General features: G+C 63.3%; 19 protein-coding genes. 13 read left to right on the forward strand and 6 right to left on the reverse strand.

Features of this window, described 5'->3' with window-relative positions:
- Positions 1–22: 22 nt before the first annotated feature.
- From BW996_RS01415 to BW996_RS01440, 6 genes are all read right to left on the reverse strand, one after another.
- On the reverse strand, positions 23–940 hold the full coding sequence (locus tag BW996_RS01415; protein WP_037485365.1) for a recombination-associated protein RdgC: 918 nt from the start codon (positions 938–940) through the stop codon (positions 23–25).
- Entirely contained in the window at positions 937–1,440 is a 504-nt protein-coding gene (locus tag BW996_RS21570) for a hypothetical protein (protein WP_037485362.1), read from the reverse strand. Before BW996_RS21570 ends, BW996_RS01415 begins: the two co-directional genes overlap by 4 nt.
- Positions 1,437–2,408 (reverse strand): coiled-coil domain-containing protein, encoded by a 972-nt coding sequence (locus BW996_RS01425; protein WP_156027888.1) that lies wholly within the window; start codon positions 2,406–2,408, stop codon positions 1,437–1,439. The genes BW996_RS21570 and BW996_RS01425 overlap by 4 nt, the downstream gene beginning before the upstream one ends.
- Positions 2,381–2,971 (reverse strand): hypothetical protein, encoded by a 591-nt coding sequence (locus BW996_RS01430; RefSeq protein ID WP_037485358.1) that lies wholly within the window; start codon positions 2,969–2,971, stop codon positions 2,381–2,383. The genes BW996_RS01425 and BW996_RS01430 overlap by 28 nt, the downstream gene beginning before the upstream one ends.
- On the reverse strand, positions 2,965–3,873 hold the full coding sequence (locus tag BW996_RS01435) for a recombinase family protein (protein WP_051632255.1): 909 nt from the start codon (positions 3,871–3,873) through the stop codon (positions 2,965–2,967). Before BW996_RS01435 ends, BW996_RS01430 begins: the two co-directional genes overlap by 7 nt.
- Positions 3,874–4,122: 249 nt before the next feature.
- Positions 4,123–4,575, reverse strand: coding sequence for a hypothetical protein (locus BW996_RS01440; RefSeq protein WP_037485354.1), 453 nt, complete (start codon positions 4,573–4,575; stop codon positions 4,123–4,125).
- 288 nt (positions 4,576–4,863) lie between these two features.
- Here BW996_RS01440 and BW996_RS01445 point away from each other — a divergent pair, with 288 nt between their 5' ends.
- From BW996_RS01445 to BW996_RS01500, 13 genes are all read left to right on the forward strand, one after another.
- Positions 4,864–5,187, forward strand: a complete 324-nt coding sequence (locus BW996_RS01445; protein ID WP_139330690.1) for a hypothetical protein — start codon at positions 4,864–4,866, stop codon at positions 5,185–5,187.
- On the forward strand, positions 5,184–6,407 hold the full coding sequence (locus BW996_RS21170) for a helix-turn-helix domain-containing protein (protein ID WP_139330691.1): 1,224 nt from the start codon (positions 5,184–5,186) through the stop codon (positions 6,405–6,407). Before BW996_RS01445 ends, BW996_RS21170 begins: the two co-directional genes overlap by 4 nt.
- Entirely contained in the window at positions 6,400–7,230 is an 831-nt protein-coding gene (locus BW996_RS01455; RefSeq protein WP_139330692.1) for a hypothetical protein, read from the forward strand. The genes BW996_RS21170 and BW996_RS01455 overlap by 8 nt, the downstream gene beginning before the upstream one ends.
- 153 nt (positions 7,231–7,383) lie before the next feature.
- Positions 7,384–7,710 (forward strand): hypothetical protein, encoded by a 327-nt coding sequence (locus BW996_RS01460; RefSeq protein WP_241461971.1) that lies wholly within the window; start codon positions 7,384–7,386, stop codon positions 7,708–7,710.
- A gap of 159 nt (positions 7,711–7,869) precedes the next feature.
- Positions 7,870–8,391, forward strand: a complete 522-nt coding sequence (locus tag BW996_RS01465) for a DUF1367 family protein (protein WP_037482159.1) — start codon at positions 7,870–7,872, stop codon at positions 8,389–8,391.
- 2 nt (positions 8,392–8,393) lie between these two features.
- The gene (locus BW996_RS01470) at positions 8,394–8,723 is read left to right on the forward strand and encodes a hypothetical protein (protein WP_162177976.1); all 330 of its coding nucleotides are present in this window, start codon (positions 8,394–8,396) and stop codon (positions 8,721–8,723) included.
- Positions 8,713–9,363: a helix-turn-helix domain-containing protein gene (locus BW996_RS01475; protein ID WP_037482163.1), complete on the forward strand. Its 651-nt coding sequence runs from the start codon at positions 8,713–8,715 to the stop codon at positions 9,361–9,363. Before BW996_RS01470 ends, BW996_RS01475 begins: the two co-directional genes overlap by 11 nt.
- 54 nt (positions 9,364–9,417) lie before the next feature.
- On the forward strand, positions 9,418–9,675 hold the full coding sequence (locus BW996_RS21175; RefSeq protein ID WP_139330694.1) for a hypothetical protein: 258 nt from the start codon (positions 9,418–9,420) through the stop codon (positions 9,673–9,675).
- A gap of 912 nt (positions 9,676–10,587) precedes the next feature.
- On the forward strand, positions 10,588–11,484 hold the full coding sequence (locus BW996_RS01480; protein WP_051631940.1) for a terminase small subunit: 897 nt from the start codon (positions 10,588–10,590) through the stop codon (positions 11,482–11,484).
- Positions 11,477–13,087, forward strand: a complete 1,611-nt coding sequence (locus tag BW996_RS01485; RefSeq protein WP_037482164.1) for a hypothetical protein — start codon at positions 11,477–11,479, stop codon at positions 13,085–13,087. Before BW996_RS01480 ends, BW996_RS01485 begins: the two co-directional genes overlap by 8 nt.
- A gap of 104 nt (positions 13,088–13,191) precedes the next feature.
- Positions 13,192–13,914 (forward strand): DUF6011 domain-containing protein, encoded by a 723-nt coding sequence (locus tag BW996_RS01490; protein WP_051631941.1) that lies wholly within the window; start codon positions 13,192–13,194, stop codon positions 13,912–13,914.
- Between the two features lie 47 nt (positions 13,915–13,961).
- Complete coding sequence (locus BW996_RS01495) at positions 13,962–14,225, forward strand: hypothetical protein (RefSeq protein ID WP_037482166.1); 264 nt, start codon at positions 13,962–13,964, stop codon at positions 14,223–14,225.
- Positions 14,222–14,602, forward strand: a complete 381-nt coding sequence (locus BW996_RS01500) for a hypothetical protein (protein ID WP_037482169.1) — start codon at positions 14,222–14,224, stop codon at positions 14,600–14,602. The genes BW996_RS01495 and BW996_RS01500 overlap by 4 nt, the downstream gene beginning before the upstream one ends.
- The last annotated feature ends 11 nt before the right edge of the window (positions 14,603–14,613 follow it).

Consider the following 14,613-nt stretch of genomic DNA (forward strand, 5'->3'; position numbering starts at 1 on the left):
TTGAGAGGCCCTGGCGGCTATGTCAGGCCTCCGGATAGATGCTGTCCAGCTCGAACCCGAGCGCTGCAGAGAGATCCGCTACGGCCTGCGCCAGCTCTGCGTTGATGATGGTCAGGTACCCGGCGATGTCCTTCGGATCGATGTCCGAAGGGATGACGCCGGACATCTTCAACCCGGTGAGCTTCAGGTCGTTCGTCAGCGTGAACGTCAGGCGCTCGTTCCACGTCATCTTCAGTCTGGTGGGGTGCTGCCCAGCGGAGAGCAGGTCGGTGATCGGCTCGCTCGAAAGGGCTGCGTCCTTGATCGTCACGACGCTCACCTTGTCGCCGACCGTGCCCGACAACTGGCAGCAGCGATCCGCGACCAGGTTGGCGGGGGATTCGCCTCCCATCATGTCGGCCATGAGTGCTGCGACCTTGTGCGGGGCGACAGCGTGACTCATCTGCTTCATCCGCACCCCAGGCATGCAGCCCGACAGGATCGTCAGCAGCTCATCAGAGAGCTTGGAGGATGTCGTTGCGATGAACAGCATCCGATGCTTGACGGAGATCCACATCGGGATCACCGAAGCGCGCACGAACGCCTTGGGGATGAGTTCCGCGAGCGCATCGTCTTTCAGGCTCTTGCGCATCTTCTTGCCCGGCTTCATTCCGGTCTCGCGCTCGAACTTCTCAGCCATCTCGTCTGCCCGCGCCTGCACCACCGAGCCCGGCAGGATCCGGCGTTCCTTGCGTGCGTGCATCAGCCACACGCCCGAGATGTCTTCGACCAGGTTGCAGACCACCCCTGGCACTTTCGTCAGGCCGATCGATTCCGTCGCAAGCCCCTGGCACCCTTTGGCGACGAACTCTTGCGCCGCCGCGTTGATCTGCTCGATGCTCGGCAGGCTGTCGAGCATCCACACCGTGATGGCCTTGGGGTTGAACTTCGGGTTCTTCATGATTCCGTGCTTCCAAGTAGTTCTTGCTGTAGCTCGCTCGTCATGCGCTCCATGCGCATTCGAGCGGCCTTCTTCAGTTCTCTGACTCTGACCAGGTGCCGTCCGCTGGTGCTGGCCACGTCGCTGATCTCGTTCAGCGCCCGGATCTCGGTCGAGATCAGCTCCCACAGGTCCATGCCTTCGCATCCGACCCGTGCGCAGTGGCCCTGATAGATCCGGATGACGTGCAGTGCGAAATCCTGGCTCGCCCACATCGCGTAGCCGATGGCCACCGCCTCATCGGCCCACAGCACGCCAAAGTCATCTTTCTGCACTGGCGGCGGCGTTCCGGCGGCCAGTGCCCGCTCGAACGCCACATGAGCTGCGCGGCGGCCCCCGTTCGTCGCGAAGTACGCAGCCGGCGTGCTGAGCGAGTGGCAGCCGAGGATTGCCTGCACTTCCGACAGATTCAGCCGACCGGCTTCGTCTCGCGTTGCATCCTTCGGCTGCAGGTGCGTCATGTCCGGACGTAGAGCTTCGTGACGGGGTAGACGGTCACACCGGGGAGTTCCGTCTTCTCGCCGTACTGGTCAACCAAGCGCTTGATTTCTCCCCGGACAGGGGCGATCAGATCCGCCATGCTGGGGTTCTCCGACACGAACTTGCACAGGGCGACGACATCGTGAACGGTGAAGTCCCAGCCTTCTCGGCTCGAAACGCCTTTCACCGGATCAGGTGCTGCCGTTGCAGTGACTGCGATCCCCATTGATGCCAGTCCTGCGGACTCTTCGATCTGCTGGGCGCGATCTGTCGCTGCCTGGCGCACTGCAGCCGAGCGAGCCATGTGCTCGGCCTGGCGCTGCAGTGCCTCCTGGGCTTGGCGGGCCAGTTCGGTCGCGTCGTCTGCGCGCCCCTCGCGTGACGCTGTTTCGGCGGCGATCGTCAGTTGGGTTGCGCGCCGCGACTCGTCTTCAGCGTCTCGCTGAGCGGCTGCAGCTTCGTCATCGGCCTTGGCCGTGATCGCCTCAGATGAGGCTCGCGCTTCGCTTGCTGCCTTCTCTTCGACAGATCGTGCCGCGGCCTGGCGGATGTCAGCCAGACGCTTCTGTTCTGCCTCCAGAGCCATCTGGGCCTGCCGGCGAGCCGTCATGTACGACTCGATCAGCTTGGTCAGCGACTGGTCGATCTGTTCGAGCGTCGTCGATGCCGGCTTGAATCGCTCGCGCACCTGCTTCTCGGCCGCTCGGAGCGGATCGGTGTAGCCCTTGAGGGTCGTGGTGAGCTGCTTGCCTGCGCGACGGACCGCGACAAGCTCGGCTTGCCAGTACGACAGATCCTCGTCCGACGAGATCGATGCCGTGTTGACCAGCTTCAGCAGGCCCTGCACGCGCTTGAGTGTGGCGTCCGCTTCGGGGTACTGCATCGGCTGCTGCTGTTGCGCCTGAACCTTCTTGACTGCACTCATGATTTCCTTCTCTTTCGTTCCCATCGCCCGTACGCCAGAAGCCCTCTGAAGGCATCCCAGTCGTCAGGGTCCGACCATTGGTCTACGTGATAGCCGCCGGGGGTCAGCCTGACCGTCATCCGTGCTGCGTCCGGCACGCCTGCGGCATGCGAGTACGCGGCTGTCTGCATCCCCCAGCTGGGGTGTGCCACCTTGGAGGTCTTGATGTCGATGCACCAGACCTTCCCGCCGATGTCCGCGAATCTGTCGGCTGTCCCGGCATAGCCGAGGGTGCGGTGGTATAGGCGGGATTCGATTCCCAGCCACCTGGGGCGGAAGTCCTTTCGGAACTTGCGCCACCCCTGCAGCAGCGCATCGATCTGCGGCGACAGGGATTCCTCGTCGAGGTCGCCCTGATCGTCGAACTCGCATGCGAGGTGCGCCGCCGTTCCGCGCTGCTGGGCGGGCTCCAGAATCGACTTCGGCACGCCGTCGAAGCTGTGAGCAACCGACAGGACTCGCGTCACGCTTTCGACCAGGCGGCCATCCATCCTGTACTCGTGCTGGTCTTCGTCGAAGACCAGCCCACTGGGGTTGAGCGTCAGCACGACATCAGCGCATCGTTGATCCGATCAACCGCTGCCGCGCTCATGCCGATCTCCACCACCTGAACGCCGCAACGCACCAGGATCGCTGCGCGCTCTGCTTCGTCCTCCACCATGGCGTCGAGCTTCGCCTGCAGCATCTGCACTGCGCGATCGGAGGCGGCAGGCCCGTCGTCAGTTCGGACGATCGTCACCGGCTCATGCGGTGCGGCGGGTGCCTGCGCGGGCTGATCCTCGCCCGGCGCTGCAGCGGCGGCGGCGCGACGACGGCGCGGGCGCTGCTCTGCCGGCGGAGTCTCTGCCTGCGGCTGGTGTGCCGCGCGGTAATCGCGATCTGAGGTCGGAGCCGGCATCTGAGGCGCCGCCGGCTGCGCATCGCCTTCCGCGGCAGACCGTGCGACCTCATCAACACCGCAGGGCAGGCCCAGAGCCACGCGAGCGCATTGCACCAGCGCACGATGACGCAGCATCCGGTTCGGCATCGACCACCCGGCACCGCCGGCCTCATAGCAGTCTTCGATGTACTCCCGGATTACCGTCGGTCGAGTGCGATCTTTGCGCCAGATCGTGCAGGAGATCCACTCATGCGCCTGCCTGCTGCCGACCATGATCCGGCTGTCGGAGTAGTCGAACTCGATGCCGTCGAGAGACGGGTTCCTGTTGATGATGTCCATCCAGCCATCCAGCGGGATGTAGGGGGCACCATCTGCCCCGATCCGCACCAGGCCGGAGTCGGGCGGGACGCCCACGCGCACAGCCAGATCGGCCGCGCGCACCAGCTCTTCCACCGATGCCGGCCCCATGGCTGCAGTCAGCAGCGCGACCGCCTCCTCCTCGGTGACGACGTGCCCAGAGCGGCGCATCGCAGCGGCAAGCGTTTGATTGGGTTGTTGGCGTGCTTCCATGTGAATTTTCCTTCTTAAAAGGTCTTTTTGAGGGCGAGAAAAAGCGGCAGACCGCATGATCTGCCTGCCTTGTGCAAGATGTAGAGATCTTATGTTCTTGTTCGTGCTTGTGCAATAGCTTTTCGCACATCTGCGAATGGCGCAGCTGGCCGAACAGAACATCAGCCCCGTGGGCTCACCCGGCATGGAGCGGGCAAGGGGCGCGCGCGGCTCGAACGGATCAGGTCCGCCCAGGCCGGCGGAGAGGCATCACGGCAGCGCCGGGGATGGCGCGTTGCGAATCATGCTGCTCAGGAAACCCATCGAGCTGCCGTCCTTCGGGTTGGCTCGGATCATTCGCAGCAGTGCCTCGAACATCTCCATCTGGTGATCAGGGATCACGACGATCGCCCGCCCGATGACTTGGGCGATCAGCTCAGGGTCAGACAGCACTGTGCGCACAGCGTCAGTGTTGTCGTTGCCCAGCTTGGCGCCGGGCAGGAGCCTGTCCAGGGCTCCCTGTTCAAGCCCGATGCGCCGCTCGAAGTTCCGGGCGGCCAGGTTGCCCATCGGCTTGGATGACTCGCAGTGCTCGGCTGCGTATCGGTTGACATGCGACTGATGCATGCCGTACTTCGATGCGAACTTCGTCGCGTTGCCCTCGGCCTCAGTCCAGACCAGGTGCTGCAGGTTGGCTCGGCGGATCGCCTCGATCTTGTTCATTGCTGCCTCGTCATGTTTGCGAAGCGCTATGGGCATGAGTCATGCCCTACGCCCGCGAGAATGCGAAGTTTCGCATAAAAAAGACCGTCATACCACATAAGCGACTGTAAAAGACACCCCCTATTTGAGCTTTGATGTCTTTTGGAGGCATGCCTTGTCGATGCCTGTGCATGGTACCAATGGGGGTGTTCGGCTACAAACAAGCACGCGAAAGCGAAAAACATAGCGACATGTTCCAATGTTTCGCATAAGATTGTTCTTGTTTGTTCTTCATCCAAGGGATCATCAATGACTGACAAGATCACGATAGACGTTCGCGTGGCGCACCGCGTCGGTCTTAGCGAGGCTGTGGTCTTCGAGCACCTGCGCCTGCAGAGTGGCGGCGCCTGGTTCCACCCGAACATCGACAGCCTTCAGGGCACCATGCCGTACCTGACCCATCACGCGATTCGCACCGCCATCGCGCGCCTGCGCAACTTCGGCCTGCTGGCGGAGTCGCTCTACGGCCGGGTCTCGCCCAGCGGCTCTGACATGAGCAAGCGGCGCTGTGTCTACCGCACCGTCTCTCCCGAGCAGGCAGGCCTCGTGGCACCGAAGGGTGGTGCTGCATGAGCATTCGCGTCATGTCTCTGGTCTGGGATGGGATGGACGTTGGTGGTACAGAAATGCTCTGCCTTCTGGCGCTCGCCGACTGGTGTGATGACACGGGCGGCAGCTTGTTCCCGTCCATCAGGACAGTGGCGCTGAAGATCCGCTGTAGTGAAAAACAGGCGCGTCGGACGCTGCACAAGCTCGCCGAGCGAGGCCTCATCCAGTGCGTCAGCAGGGCGACGGGCGGCAGTGGCACGAGACGCTGGCGGTTGGATGTCGAGATGCTGCAGGGCATGGCTGCCCGCCGCCTGTCGGAGATCAAGCGGCCCACGGTCCATCAGCGCCCGGTCGATGATGACGCGGGCGAGACCGATGAATTCGACTCGACCTCGGACTTAGATGCCCTCGCCGGTGTCACCCCTCCCGTGGATGTCACCCCTCCCGCCGGTGTCACCCCTCCCGTGGATGTCACCCCTCCCGCCGGTGTCACCCCTCCCGTGGATGTCACCCCTCCCGCCGGTGTCACCCCTCCCATGGGTGTCCCTCTACCCCTCCCATGGATGTCCCTCTACCCCTCCCATGGATGTCCCTCTACCCCTCCCATGGGTGGGAGTCAATACACCATATATCCACCATATATCCACCAGTTGAACCGTCAGCAGTACAGGCAACTTCAGAAAAACGATCCAGGGGTCAAGCCGGATCCCGAGGACAAAGCGGGTGCGCAGGACTCCAAGCCGGATCCAGAGGACAAGGCCAAGGACAAGGCCAAGGGCAAGACCAAGGCCAAGGCGAAGGCGAAGGACAAGCTGAATCCCGCCGATCCGAAGGATGAGCCGCCGGCTCCGAAGGGCAAGGGCGTTGTCATCGACACGGACGGGTTGGTCGCAGACGGCGTTGATCGGCAGCAGGCCGCGGACTGGCTGATGCTGAGGGCCACTCGCAGACTGCCGCTCACTGCATCGGCATGGAACTCGATCAAGGCAGATGGCGCAAAGCTGGGCATGGATGCTGGGCAGGTCGTCCGAGAGTGCAACTCGCGCTCCTGGTGCGGGTTCAAGGCCTCATGGATCGAACGTGAAAGACGTGAAGACCCTGTGCGGCCCGAGGGGCGCCGCGGTGCTGGTGGCAGCGTGGATCGCCGTGCTGAGCTGATGGCGAAGCTGTCCGGCTCCGTGCCGGCCAAGCACATGGGCGATGTGATTGAGGGGGAAGCGCGAGATGGAGGCCTCTGTGACTGATGATGACCTGATCGCGTTCGCGGATGCGTACTGCGAGGCACTGGACTTCCTCGACAAGGTTCCGACTGAGCATCGTGTCCGTGCGGTGTTCGACATCTTTCGCCCGTACCCGGTGGAGGTCGTCACCGCGGCCATTCGTGCGCACACGCTGGATTCGGAGCGCGGCAACTACCCGGTCACGCCGGCAGACATCAAACGCCACATCGATCGGATGGACGGCCGGCCGACGGCTGAAGAGGCATGGGCGACGGCATCGAAGTTCGCGGGTGACGAGACCAGCACCTTCGTGTGGTCCACCGAGACGGCGGAAGCCTGGGGAGCGGCCAAGACCGTCTACCGGCGTGATCCCGTTGGTGCGCGCATGGTCTTCCGCGACACCTACAACCGAATCGTCACCGATGCGCGATCCCGCTGCCTGCCCGTGGTCTGGGTGGTGTCTGCTGGGACTGATCCCGCTCGGCGTGAAGCGGTGCTGAGGCAGTCTGCGCGCCTCATTGGGCGCAATGCGGCGCTGCAGGTGATGCCGTCACCGTCTCGGCTCACGCCGCTGCCTGGCGCTGCGTCACAGCTCGCGCTGGAGGGGCCGCGGAGTGCGGGTGCCGGTGTGGCTGATGCTGTCGGGGGGCTGTTGGCCAAGGCGCCTGCCAAGTGGCGGCCGGTGCTTGAGGCCAGCCTGAAGCGTGTGCGTGCTCAGGCTGAGCGAGATGAGCGGCTCTCCCGGCTCAGACCGCGGCTGGAGGCGAGGCGAATGCGTGAGCGCAAGCGGCTCATGGATCAGAAGGTTCAGAGCTACCTGCGGAGCGGATCCGCGCAAGAACCGTGAGTTTTTTCGCGTCCGAAGAAAGACGGAAAAAGAACGTCAAAAAAGTCAAAAATGTATAAAATGTCGATCTCTGGAAGATTCATGCACAGAAAAGACCGAAATTTTAGCGCTCAATCGGGCCTGAAGGCCTTGGGGCGACTCAAGGCTGGGGAGATGAACAAGACCGAAGCCGCCTATGCCGCATCACTGGAAGAGCGCCGCCTGGCTGGGGATGTCCTTAGCTGGCAGTTTGAGTCGGTGACGCTGGCCATTGGCGGTGGTGTGCGCTACACGCCCGACTTCATGGTGATGACGAGTGATCGGGAGATCCAGTTCCACGAGGTCAAAGGCTCGCGCGCCATCTTCGAGGATGACGCCAAGGTGAAGTTCAAGGTGGCTGCTTCGGCATTCCCGATGTTCCACTTCTTCGTGGCCTTCTCGCGGAGCAAGTCCAGCGGCGGCGGATTCGATGTCGAGGAGGCTGCATGCCGGATCGCGTGAAGTCCCCGCCTAGCCCGGTCGATCTGAGCTGCTGGGGGCGCGTTGTCTCTGTGCGGCGAGGCTCGCTCAAGACACATCCCCAGTGCGTGACCTGTGCCCTGCGTCGGTGTGCGCCAGCCGCTGATCCCGCTGCCTGGCTGTCTCCGGACATCTCTGCCGATGGTCAGTGCGCTGACCGTGTGCAAGGAGGCCTTCATGAGTGATCTTGGCGTGATCCTGATGCGCGTTCACCCGTCCAGGACGGCACTGATCCCTGCCGACACGACTCAAGCCGCTGCGCTGCAGGAGATGCGGCTGCGCGGGATCGTCGCGGTTCAGGTCAAGCAGGAGCGTGTTCTTGCTGCGCATCGAAAGCTGTTCGCGCTGTTCGGGTACCTGTACGACCTCTGGGAGCCCGGCGCCGACCAGACCGACGACGGTGTGCCGATCAAGCGCAGCAGAACAGCGTTTCGGCAGCATCTGACGGTGCTGGCAGGCCACTACAGGCAAGTCTTCCGGCCGGATGGCTCGTTCACTCTGGAGCCCGGATCCCTCTCCTATGAGTGCATGGACCAAGCGGAATTCGAGCAGCTCTACGGCCGCGTGATCGACATTGCCCTGACGCGAGTAGCCGCACTCAGGGGGATGACGGTTGACGACGTGGATGAGCAGGTACTTCGGATCGTCAACTTCATCTCCTGACCATGGCAGCAGAACCGATGAATGCCGTTGAATCGGCATGGGTGAGTCTCGCGATGCGCCTTTCCTGCGCGTCGTGTTTCGAGCGTGGCTTGGACACGCCTTCGGATGAGTGGCACCACATCCGTGAAGGTGCCGGCGCTGGCCGGCGTGCCCCGCACCTCTGCGGGATTCCGCTGTGTCGGCCATGCCACCAGGGCATTGAGGGGATTCACGGCATGGGGACTCGCGCCTTCGCGGCGCTGAGGGGCGTCGATGAGATCGACCTGCTGGGCGAGACGCTGGTCCGATTCGCCTTGCTGGTCGGCGTGCGGGGGATCGCTCGTGGCCGATGATGACCGCCCCTTGACCGACGGCCAGCGTTCCGCACTCAAGCTGATGTACGGGCCTGGCATCGAAACCGCGGCAGACCTCCGGGTGGTGCTGGGACAGAGGCTGCAGCTGGCCCGCGAGATCAACGGCATGGACGGTGCCACTGTCGCCCGAATGATCGGCCACGCGAACGGCACTCAGCTGTCTCTGTGGGAGCGAGGGGCGCGCATGCCGCCGCTGCTGCCCATCGTGATGCTCTCGGCGATCTATGACGTTCCGACGGACTACCTGCTGTGCCTGACGGCGGAGTCCGACCGAGACACGCGAGTCGCTGCGCGCATGCAGGTGGCGAAATCCGTGCTCTCGCGTGTCGATGCGGCCGTGAACTCGATCGTCGATGCCGTCTATGTCGAGATCCAGGCTGCGCAGCCCATCCGCGAGGGCTGGGAGGCGATGCTGCCTGCGCTCGTCGAGCTGACTGAGGCGACCGCGAGGTTCCGAGAACTGAATGCCGAATCTTTCATTGACATGCGGGGTGGCGCGCGACTCGTGGCCGCCATTGAGGGGATTGCGGATGTGGTTGCAGATCTGCCAAGGCGGGCTGCTGGAGACCCAGAAATGAAGAAAGCCGTAGAGGCTGCAGTGTTAAGGATTCGCCAATAATTGCATGAAAGACATAAAATTCGCATTCTTCGTGAACAAAAAAGACGAATTGACATGAATCAACATGATGTCCGCCTGGGTGGTTTTTCTGACAAAGATGCAGCATCTTTCCATGAGATGAGTGCGTATGGGGTCATCTCTTTGGCGATCAGGAACGCAGGTGCGGACGGTCTTTTCAGTGCTTCAGGTGAATGCTGCTGCGATCTGCGCATGCTTGCACCGTGCTGCGAAGTGCGGCCCGACTGCACCATGGGCGTGCGCGTCCCCGACGGGGATCACTGGAAGATCGTGCCGGCCAAGCGGGAGGGCTGATGTCCGTCGGGCATAGCTTGAAGGCCAGGGTCGTCAGCCTGAGGGACTTGGTTGGTTCTCTTGAGGTTGGAGCCGCGGGCGTCACCGCGGACCGATTCGAGCTTGGGCGTATCCATGGGCTGAACGAGGCGTTGGCGCTAATGGAGGGAGAGCGGCGGGAGCGTTCCGATTGCGTCGAGACGCGGATCCGTGCAGAGCTGGCGGCCGATCGTCGAATCGACGTGAGCACTGAGGTGGCAGCCAGGTATTTCGGGAAGACCGCTGCAGCGCTTCGACACTGGGCGCGTGCAGGGGTAGGGCCGATCGTGCCGACAGTCAAGGAAGGTGTGGGGAAGAAGCGATGTCGCTGGCGTGTCGCAGACATTCGCAGGATTCTGGGCGTAAAGCCGACTTGATTCGACGAAAAAGCACTTCCCGGCTATAGTGGCGACTCTCTTCTCGGCTTGGATGGGTTGCGGGGATGCTTGAGGGGCGAGACACCTGCGCAGTGGTGTGGCATCCGGAGAGACGGACCAGACCGGGAGAGATCCCGCCATCTGGAGGTGGCATTCTCGTGTCCCCTCCAGATGGAAGCATGAAACAGTTGTTGAGCGTCGCCGGTCCGGTGACTTGACGCCCCTAGTCGGGGCGTTTTTTTTCGCCCGTGCATTGGTGGGCGAATCTTGATTGCCACGCATTACGCGAAATGTGCGTAGGTTGCTTTGCTGTCACTGCGGTGACATGGCAAAGATTCGCCCCCCTGATCGCGGGGGCATGGCGGCTGAGTTCCTTGAGCTGCGACAGAGACAGAGTGAGCGCAGACCTGAGGCTGATCAATCCCCGCAGCCGGTGGTGCGTTGTTTCGACATGTAGCTCTGTGAGCCGGAAAACTGGCGGTGTGCTCACGGGGGTAGGCGGGAACATCGCTGCATCATGAGCAAGCAGCAGAAGACCGGGAAGAAGACCGCCAACGATGCCCCGGCCAAGAAGGTCAAGCCGAAGCCGAAGCGCGGGTACGGCGGGAGCGTGATTGAGACGGCGCACGAGAGCGGAGTGCTCACATCGGCGATGGAGGTGTTCGCCCAGAAGCTCGCGGAGACGGGGAACCGGTCGGAGGCCTACAGGGCGGCATACCCGGACAAGGCGTCCCGGTGGACCCCTCAGGCGATCCACGTTGCAGCGGCCCGCTTGGCGGCAAGTGCTAAGGTGGCACTAAGGGTGTCTGAGATCATGAGTGCGGCAGCGAGGGCCGCTGGCGCGACCGCTGAGGGGGTGCTCAGGCAGTACATGCGGGTGCTCCAGGCTGACCCGCGAAGGCTGGTGTCGTACCGGCGCGGCGCGTGTCGGCACTGCTACGGCAAGGGGCACAGATACCAGTTCACGCCGGCCGAGTTCGAGGATGCGCAGCTTGAGCACCAGGCCAAGCAGCAGAAGAACCCGGCCCTGCCAGACTTCGATCCCAAGGGCGGTGTCGGCTACAACCCGAAGCGCCAGCCGAATCCGGACTGTCCCGAGTGCTTCGGGGACGGGCGAGGCAGAGTCGTCGTGCACGACACCGACGGGCTGGGCGTCAACGAGGCGGCCCTGTATGAGGGCGTGAAGGTCTCGAAGGACGGCATCGAAGTCCTGATGGCCGATCGGATGGTGGCGCTCAGCCATGTGGCCCGGCACGTCGGCTTCTACAAGGAGGACAACGAACAGGGGCCTGTGGTCTCGTTCGATGCTGCGGATCTTGATGCGCGCTTCGCTGCATCGATCAGCGAGTCGGTCCGACGACAGGAGGCGTTGCGCGAAGAGCGGCGCAAGCTGCGCGAGGGTCGAGATGGCTAAGCGGCGATCGAAGGCCACGCTGCTCAGCGACCCGCGCTATGACGCCTTCGTCGCGCGCTACTACGCGGACGCACTCGCGTTCGCGGTGGAGGTCTGCGGGATGATCCCCAGCGAAGATCAGACTGACCTGCTGATCGAGATCGCAAGCCCAGGCTCCAAGGTCTCGGTGGTGTCGGGCACCGGCACTGGCAAGACCGCGACTTTCGGGCGCATCGTGCTCTGGCATCTGCTGTGCCGGCCCTATGCGTACTACGACGGCAAGGTCGAGATCGGCTCCAACGCATACGTCGGCGCCGCGCGGCTGCAGCAGGTCGCGGATGGCGTCTGGAAGGAGGCCAGCGATGCGGACATCGCGATTGCCGCCGGGCCGTTCTCCTGGCTGCGCGACTACTACACGATCACCAAGACACGGATGTTCGTGAACGGGTTCGATGCTCAGTGGTTCGTTGCTCAGGTCGCGATGGAGAAAGGCCAGTCGATCGGCATCGCGGGCAAGCACCGGATGCACCAGCTCATCATCGTTGACGAGGCGGCCGGCGTCGATGACGCGCACTTTGACGTGATCGAGGGCACTCAGACCCAGGAGTGGAACTGCACGCTGTTGGCCAGTCAGGGGGTCCGTGCCGCGGGCTACTTCTACCGGACGCATCACGACATCTCGCGGGGTGATGGCGGGACGTGGGAGGCGCTGACCTTCTCGTCGGAGCGATCCCCATTCGTCACGCGGGACTGGCTGGCGGCCCGAGCGCATGAGTCGGGCGGGCCGGATAGCGTCGAGTACCGGGTTCGGGTCCGCGGCGAGTTCGCCGTCAATGAGAGCGAGTACCTGATGACGAGCGTGCAGCTGGAAGCATGCTTCGATCCGTCGCGCATCATCGGCGACGACGAGCCCTACGGCATCATGCTGCTGAGCGACGTTGGCCTCGGCGAGTACCGAGACGATTCCGTCGCTGTCTTCGCTCGCGTCTGTGGCAATGACGACGATGGGCCAGACGCTCGGCGTGTCGAGTTCTACGCGATCCCGCTGTGCACGAACGGCAGGGACGAAATCGACTTCACGGGCGACCTAGCTGCGCTGTTCCGGTCTGTCGATCGGCCGATGCTCTACGTCGATGCGGGTGGTGCTGGGCATGCGGTCTGCAAGCTGTTGGAGCGAGAGGGCATCCCGGTCGTCTACGTGATGTGGGGCAAGCCCTGCTTCAAGCGCGAGTACCAGGACCGCTACGTGAATCAGCGTGCCTGCGCACAGGTCCGGATGCGTGATGCGGTGCGCTCTGGTCGAGTGCGGTTCCCTCATGGGCTGTCGCGGAAGATGCGGCAGAAGATCATTTCTCAGGGCAGTCGTCTCCCGTACCACTTTGTCGAGAGAGGCGGGTTGAAGTACCAGATGGCCTCGAAAGAGGACATGGCCGCGGTAGGCATCAAGTCCCCTGATGTGATCGACGCGATGTCGTTCGCGTTCCTTGAGGATGCCGTCTACATCGCGCGAGATTCTTGTGGTGCCTCTGCGAGGCGTCAGGAGCAGATCAACGAGCTGGATCGGCTGCTGGCGGCTGCTGACTCGCGAGTGCCCGGCGAAGATGGCGAGATGGTCGAGATCTGACAGCGATCTTTTTGGTTCTTGCTTGCCGCAAACAAGACCAATAAAGAACAATTCATGATGTTGAATCTTGCTTTTAATGCGAAAAGCGGGGTAAGATTTTCGACATGGAACGAATCATTGCCCCGAACGGACTGCGCGTCCGCCGTGACTCCCCGACGGGTCGCCGGCTGCTGGCCGAGATGATCCGGAAGGGCGTGGAACCGACGGTTGCCGAGCGGATGCCGGAGCTGGTCACGTACGCGGCGGTGCTCACGCCTGAGCAGGAGTGGCGCGCGGATCATGCGGATGTCGCCGCGTGGCTCGATGCCGCTGCGGAGGACAACCAGTTCGCTGCGAGTCTGCGTGCCGGCCTGGCGCGGTACGGCTCACTGACCGAGCGGCAGGTCGCTGCAGCACGGTCGGCGATGCAGCGGCAGGCCAGTCCGGCGCCGGATCGATCTGCACCGATCGACGTGAGCCGGATTGAGGCTGCATTCGAGTCTGCCCGCAGCGCTGGCCTCATCCGCCTTCGCATGACGCTGGGGGAGGGCATCAAGTTCTCTCCCGCGGGGGAGAACAGTCGCAACGCGGGCGGCCTGTATGTGAAGTCCTCGGACGGCACGTACCTCGGCAAGGTGCTGGGCGGGAAGTTCTCTGCGTCCCGTGACTGCTCGGATGAGCAACGTGAGGAAGTGATTCGGGTTGCATCGAACCCGGCTGAGGAGGCGCGCGCCTACGGCATGCGCACTGGCCGGTGCTCGATCTGCGGCCTCCAGTTGACCGACCCGGCATCGATCGACGCCGGTATCGGACCTATCTGCGCTGAGAAGTTCGGCTTCAGCGCTTGACCCGGTGCGCCGCTGGCGCACCCTGATGAGAGGACACCATGTCTCCTGTGAATGTGCAGACCGATCAGGCTCTGGCCTGTTTCGGCGCGATGGTGCTGCGTGCGATGCGCGGCAGGATGGATGGCCGCGGCGATGCCGGTCCGGTCGATGAGGCGAGCCTGTGCGTTCTGGCGATCGATGCCGGCGTGCTGGTGCCGCGCGTGACGATCAAGCCCTGGCCCGTGCTGGCCTATGGCGAGTCGGACGAGGTGAGGGAGGCTGTGGATCGGCTTGCTTTGGCTGCTGACATGGCGCTGGAGGTGCTGGCGTGACCAAGCAGAAGATCAGCCCGGCTGAGATGAGCACCGCTGCAATCGTGCGCATGCGTGAGCGCGTCATCCAAGCGATCTCGCGGCATTCGGTGGCCCTGACGGTCGCCCCTGAGTCTGAGCGTGACGCGATCCGTTCGCGCTACCGCAACAGCCGCATGCTGGTGAACAAGCTGGAGGCCGAGCTGGCGCGGCGCTCCATTCGCGTGGATGCGGGTGCGCCCGCCATGAGTGCGTTCGAGTCGTTCGCTTCGGTCGCGCGTGCTGTGCTGCCGGATGAGCTGTGGAAGCGCATCGCTGGCGAGGCTGTCGCGCTCCTGGGTGATGAGGTGACGCCCGATCAGGTGTCGGTCCTCTTCCAAGTTCGCGCGCCCCAATAAAGACCGTTTAA

It is taken from the genome of Sphaerotilus natans, from assembly GCF_900156335.1.
GTDB classification, from domain to species: Bacteria; Pseudomonadota; Gammaproteobacteria; order Burkholderiales; family Burkholderiaceae_C; genus Sphaerotilus; species Sphaerotilus natans.

Bases quoted from the DNA above. Each gene is read 5' to 3' on its own strand.
- BW996_RS01415 (WP_037485365.1), bottom strand. From the start codon at position 940: ATGAAGAACCCGAAGTTCAACCCCAAGGCCATCACGGTGTGGATGCTC.
- BW996_RS21570 (WP_037485362.1), bottom strand. From the start codon at position 1,440: ATGACGCACCTGCAGCCGAAGGATGCAACGCGAGACGAAGCCGGTCGG.
- BW996_RS01425 (WP_156027888.1), bottom strand. From the start codon at position 2,408: ATGGGAACGAAAGAGAAGGAAATCATGAGTGCAGTCAAGAAGGTTCAG.
- BW996_RS01435 (WP_051632255.1), bottom strand. From the start codon at position 3,873: ATGGAAGCACGCCAACAACCCAATCAAACGCTTGCCGCTGCGATGCGC.
- BW996_RS01440 (WP_037485354.1), bottom strand. From the start codon at position 4,575: ATGAACAAGATCGAGGCGATCCGCCGAGCCAACCTGCAGCACCTGGTC.
- BW996_RS01445 (WP_139330690.1), top strand. From the start codon at position 4,864: ATGACTGACAAGATCACGATAGACGTTCGCGTGGCGCACCGCGTCGGT.
- BW996_RS21170 (WP_139330691.1), top strand. From the start codon at position 5,184: ATGAGCATTCGCGTCATGTCTCTGGTCTGGGATGGGATGGACGTTGGT.
- BW996_RS01460 (WP_241461971.1), top strand. From the start codon at position 7,384: ATGAACAAGACCGAAGCCGCCTATGCCGCATCACTGGAAGAGCGCCGC.
- BW996_RS01465 (WP_037482159.1), top strand. From the start codon at position 7,870: ATGGTCAGTGCGCTGACCGTGTGCAAGGAGGCCTTCATGAGTGATCTT.
- BW996_RS01470 (WP_162177976.1), top strand. From the start codon at position 8,394: ATGGCAGCAGAACCGATGAATGCCGTTGAATCGGCATGGGTGAGTCTC.
- BW996_RS21175 (WP_139330694.1), top strand. From the start codon at position 9,418: ATGAATCAACATGATGTCCGCCTGGGTGGTTTTTCTGACAAAGATGCA.
- BW996_RS01480 (WP_051631940.1), top strand. From the start codon at position 10,588: ATGAGCAAGCAGCAGAAGACCGGGAAGAAGACCGCCAACGATGCCCCG.
- BW996_RS01485 (WP_037482164.1), top strand. From the start codon at position 11,477: ATGGCTAAGCGGCGATCGAAGGCCACGCTGCTCAGCGACCCGCGCTAT.
- BW996_RS01490 (WP_051631941.1), top strand. From the start codon at position 13,192: ATGGAACGAATCATTGCCCCGAACGGACTGCGCGTCCGCCGTGACTCC.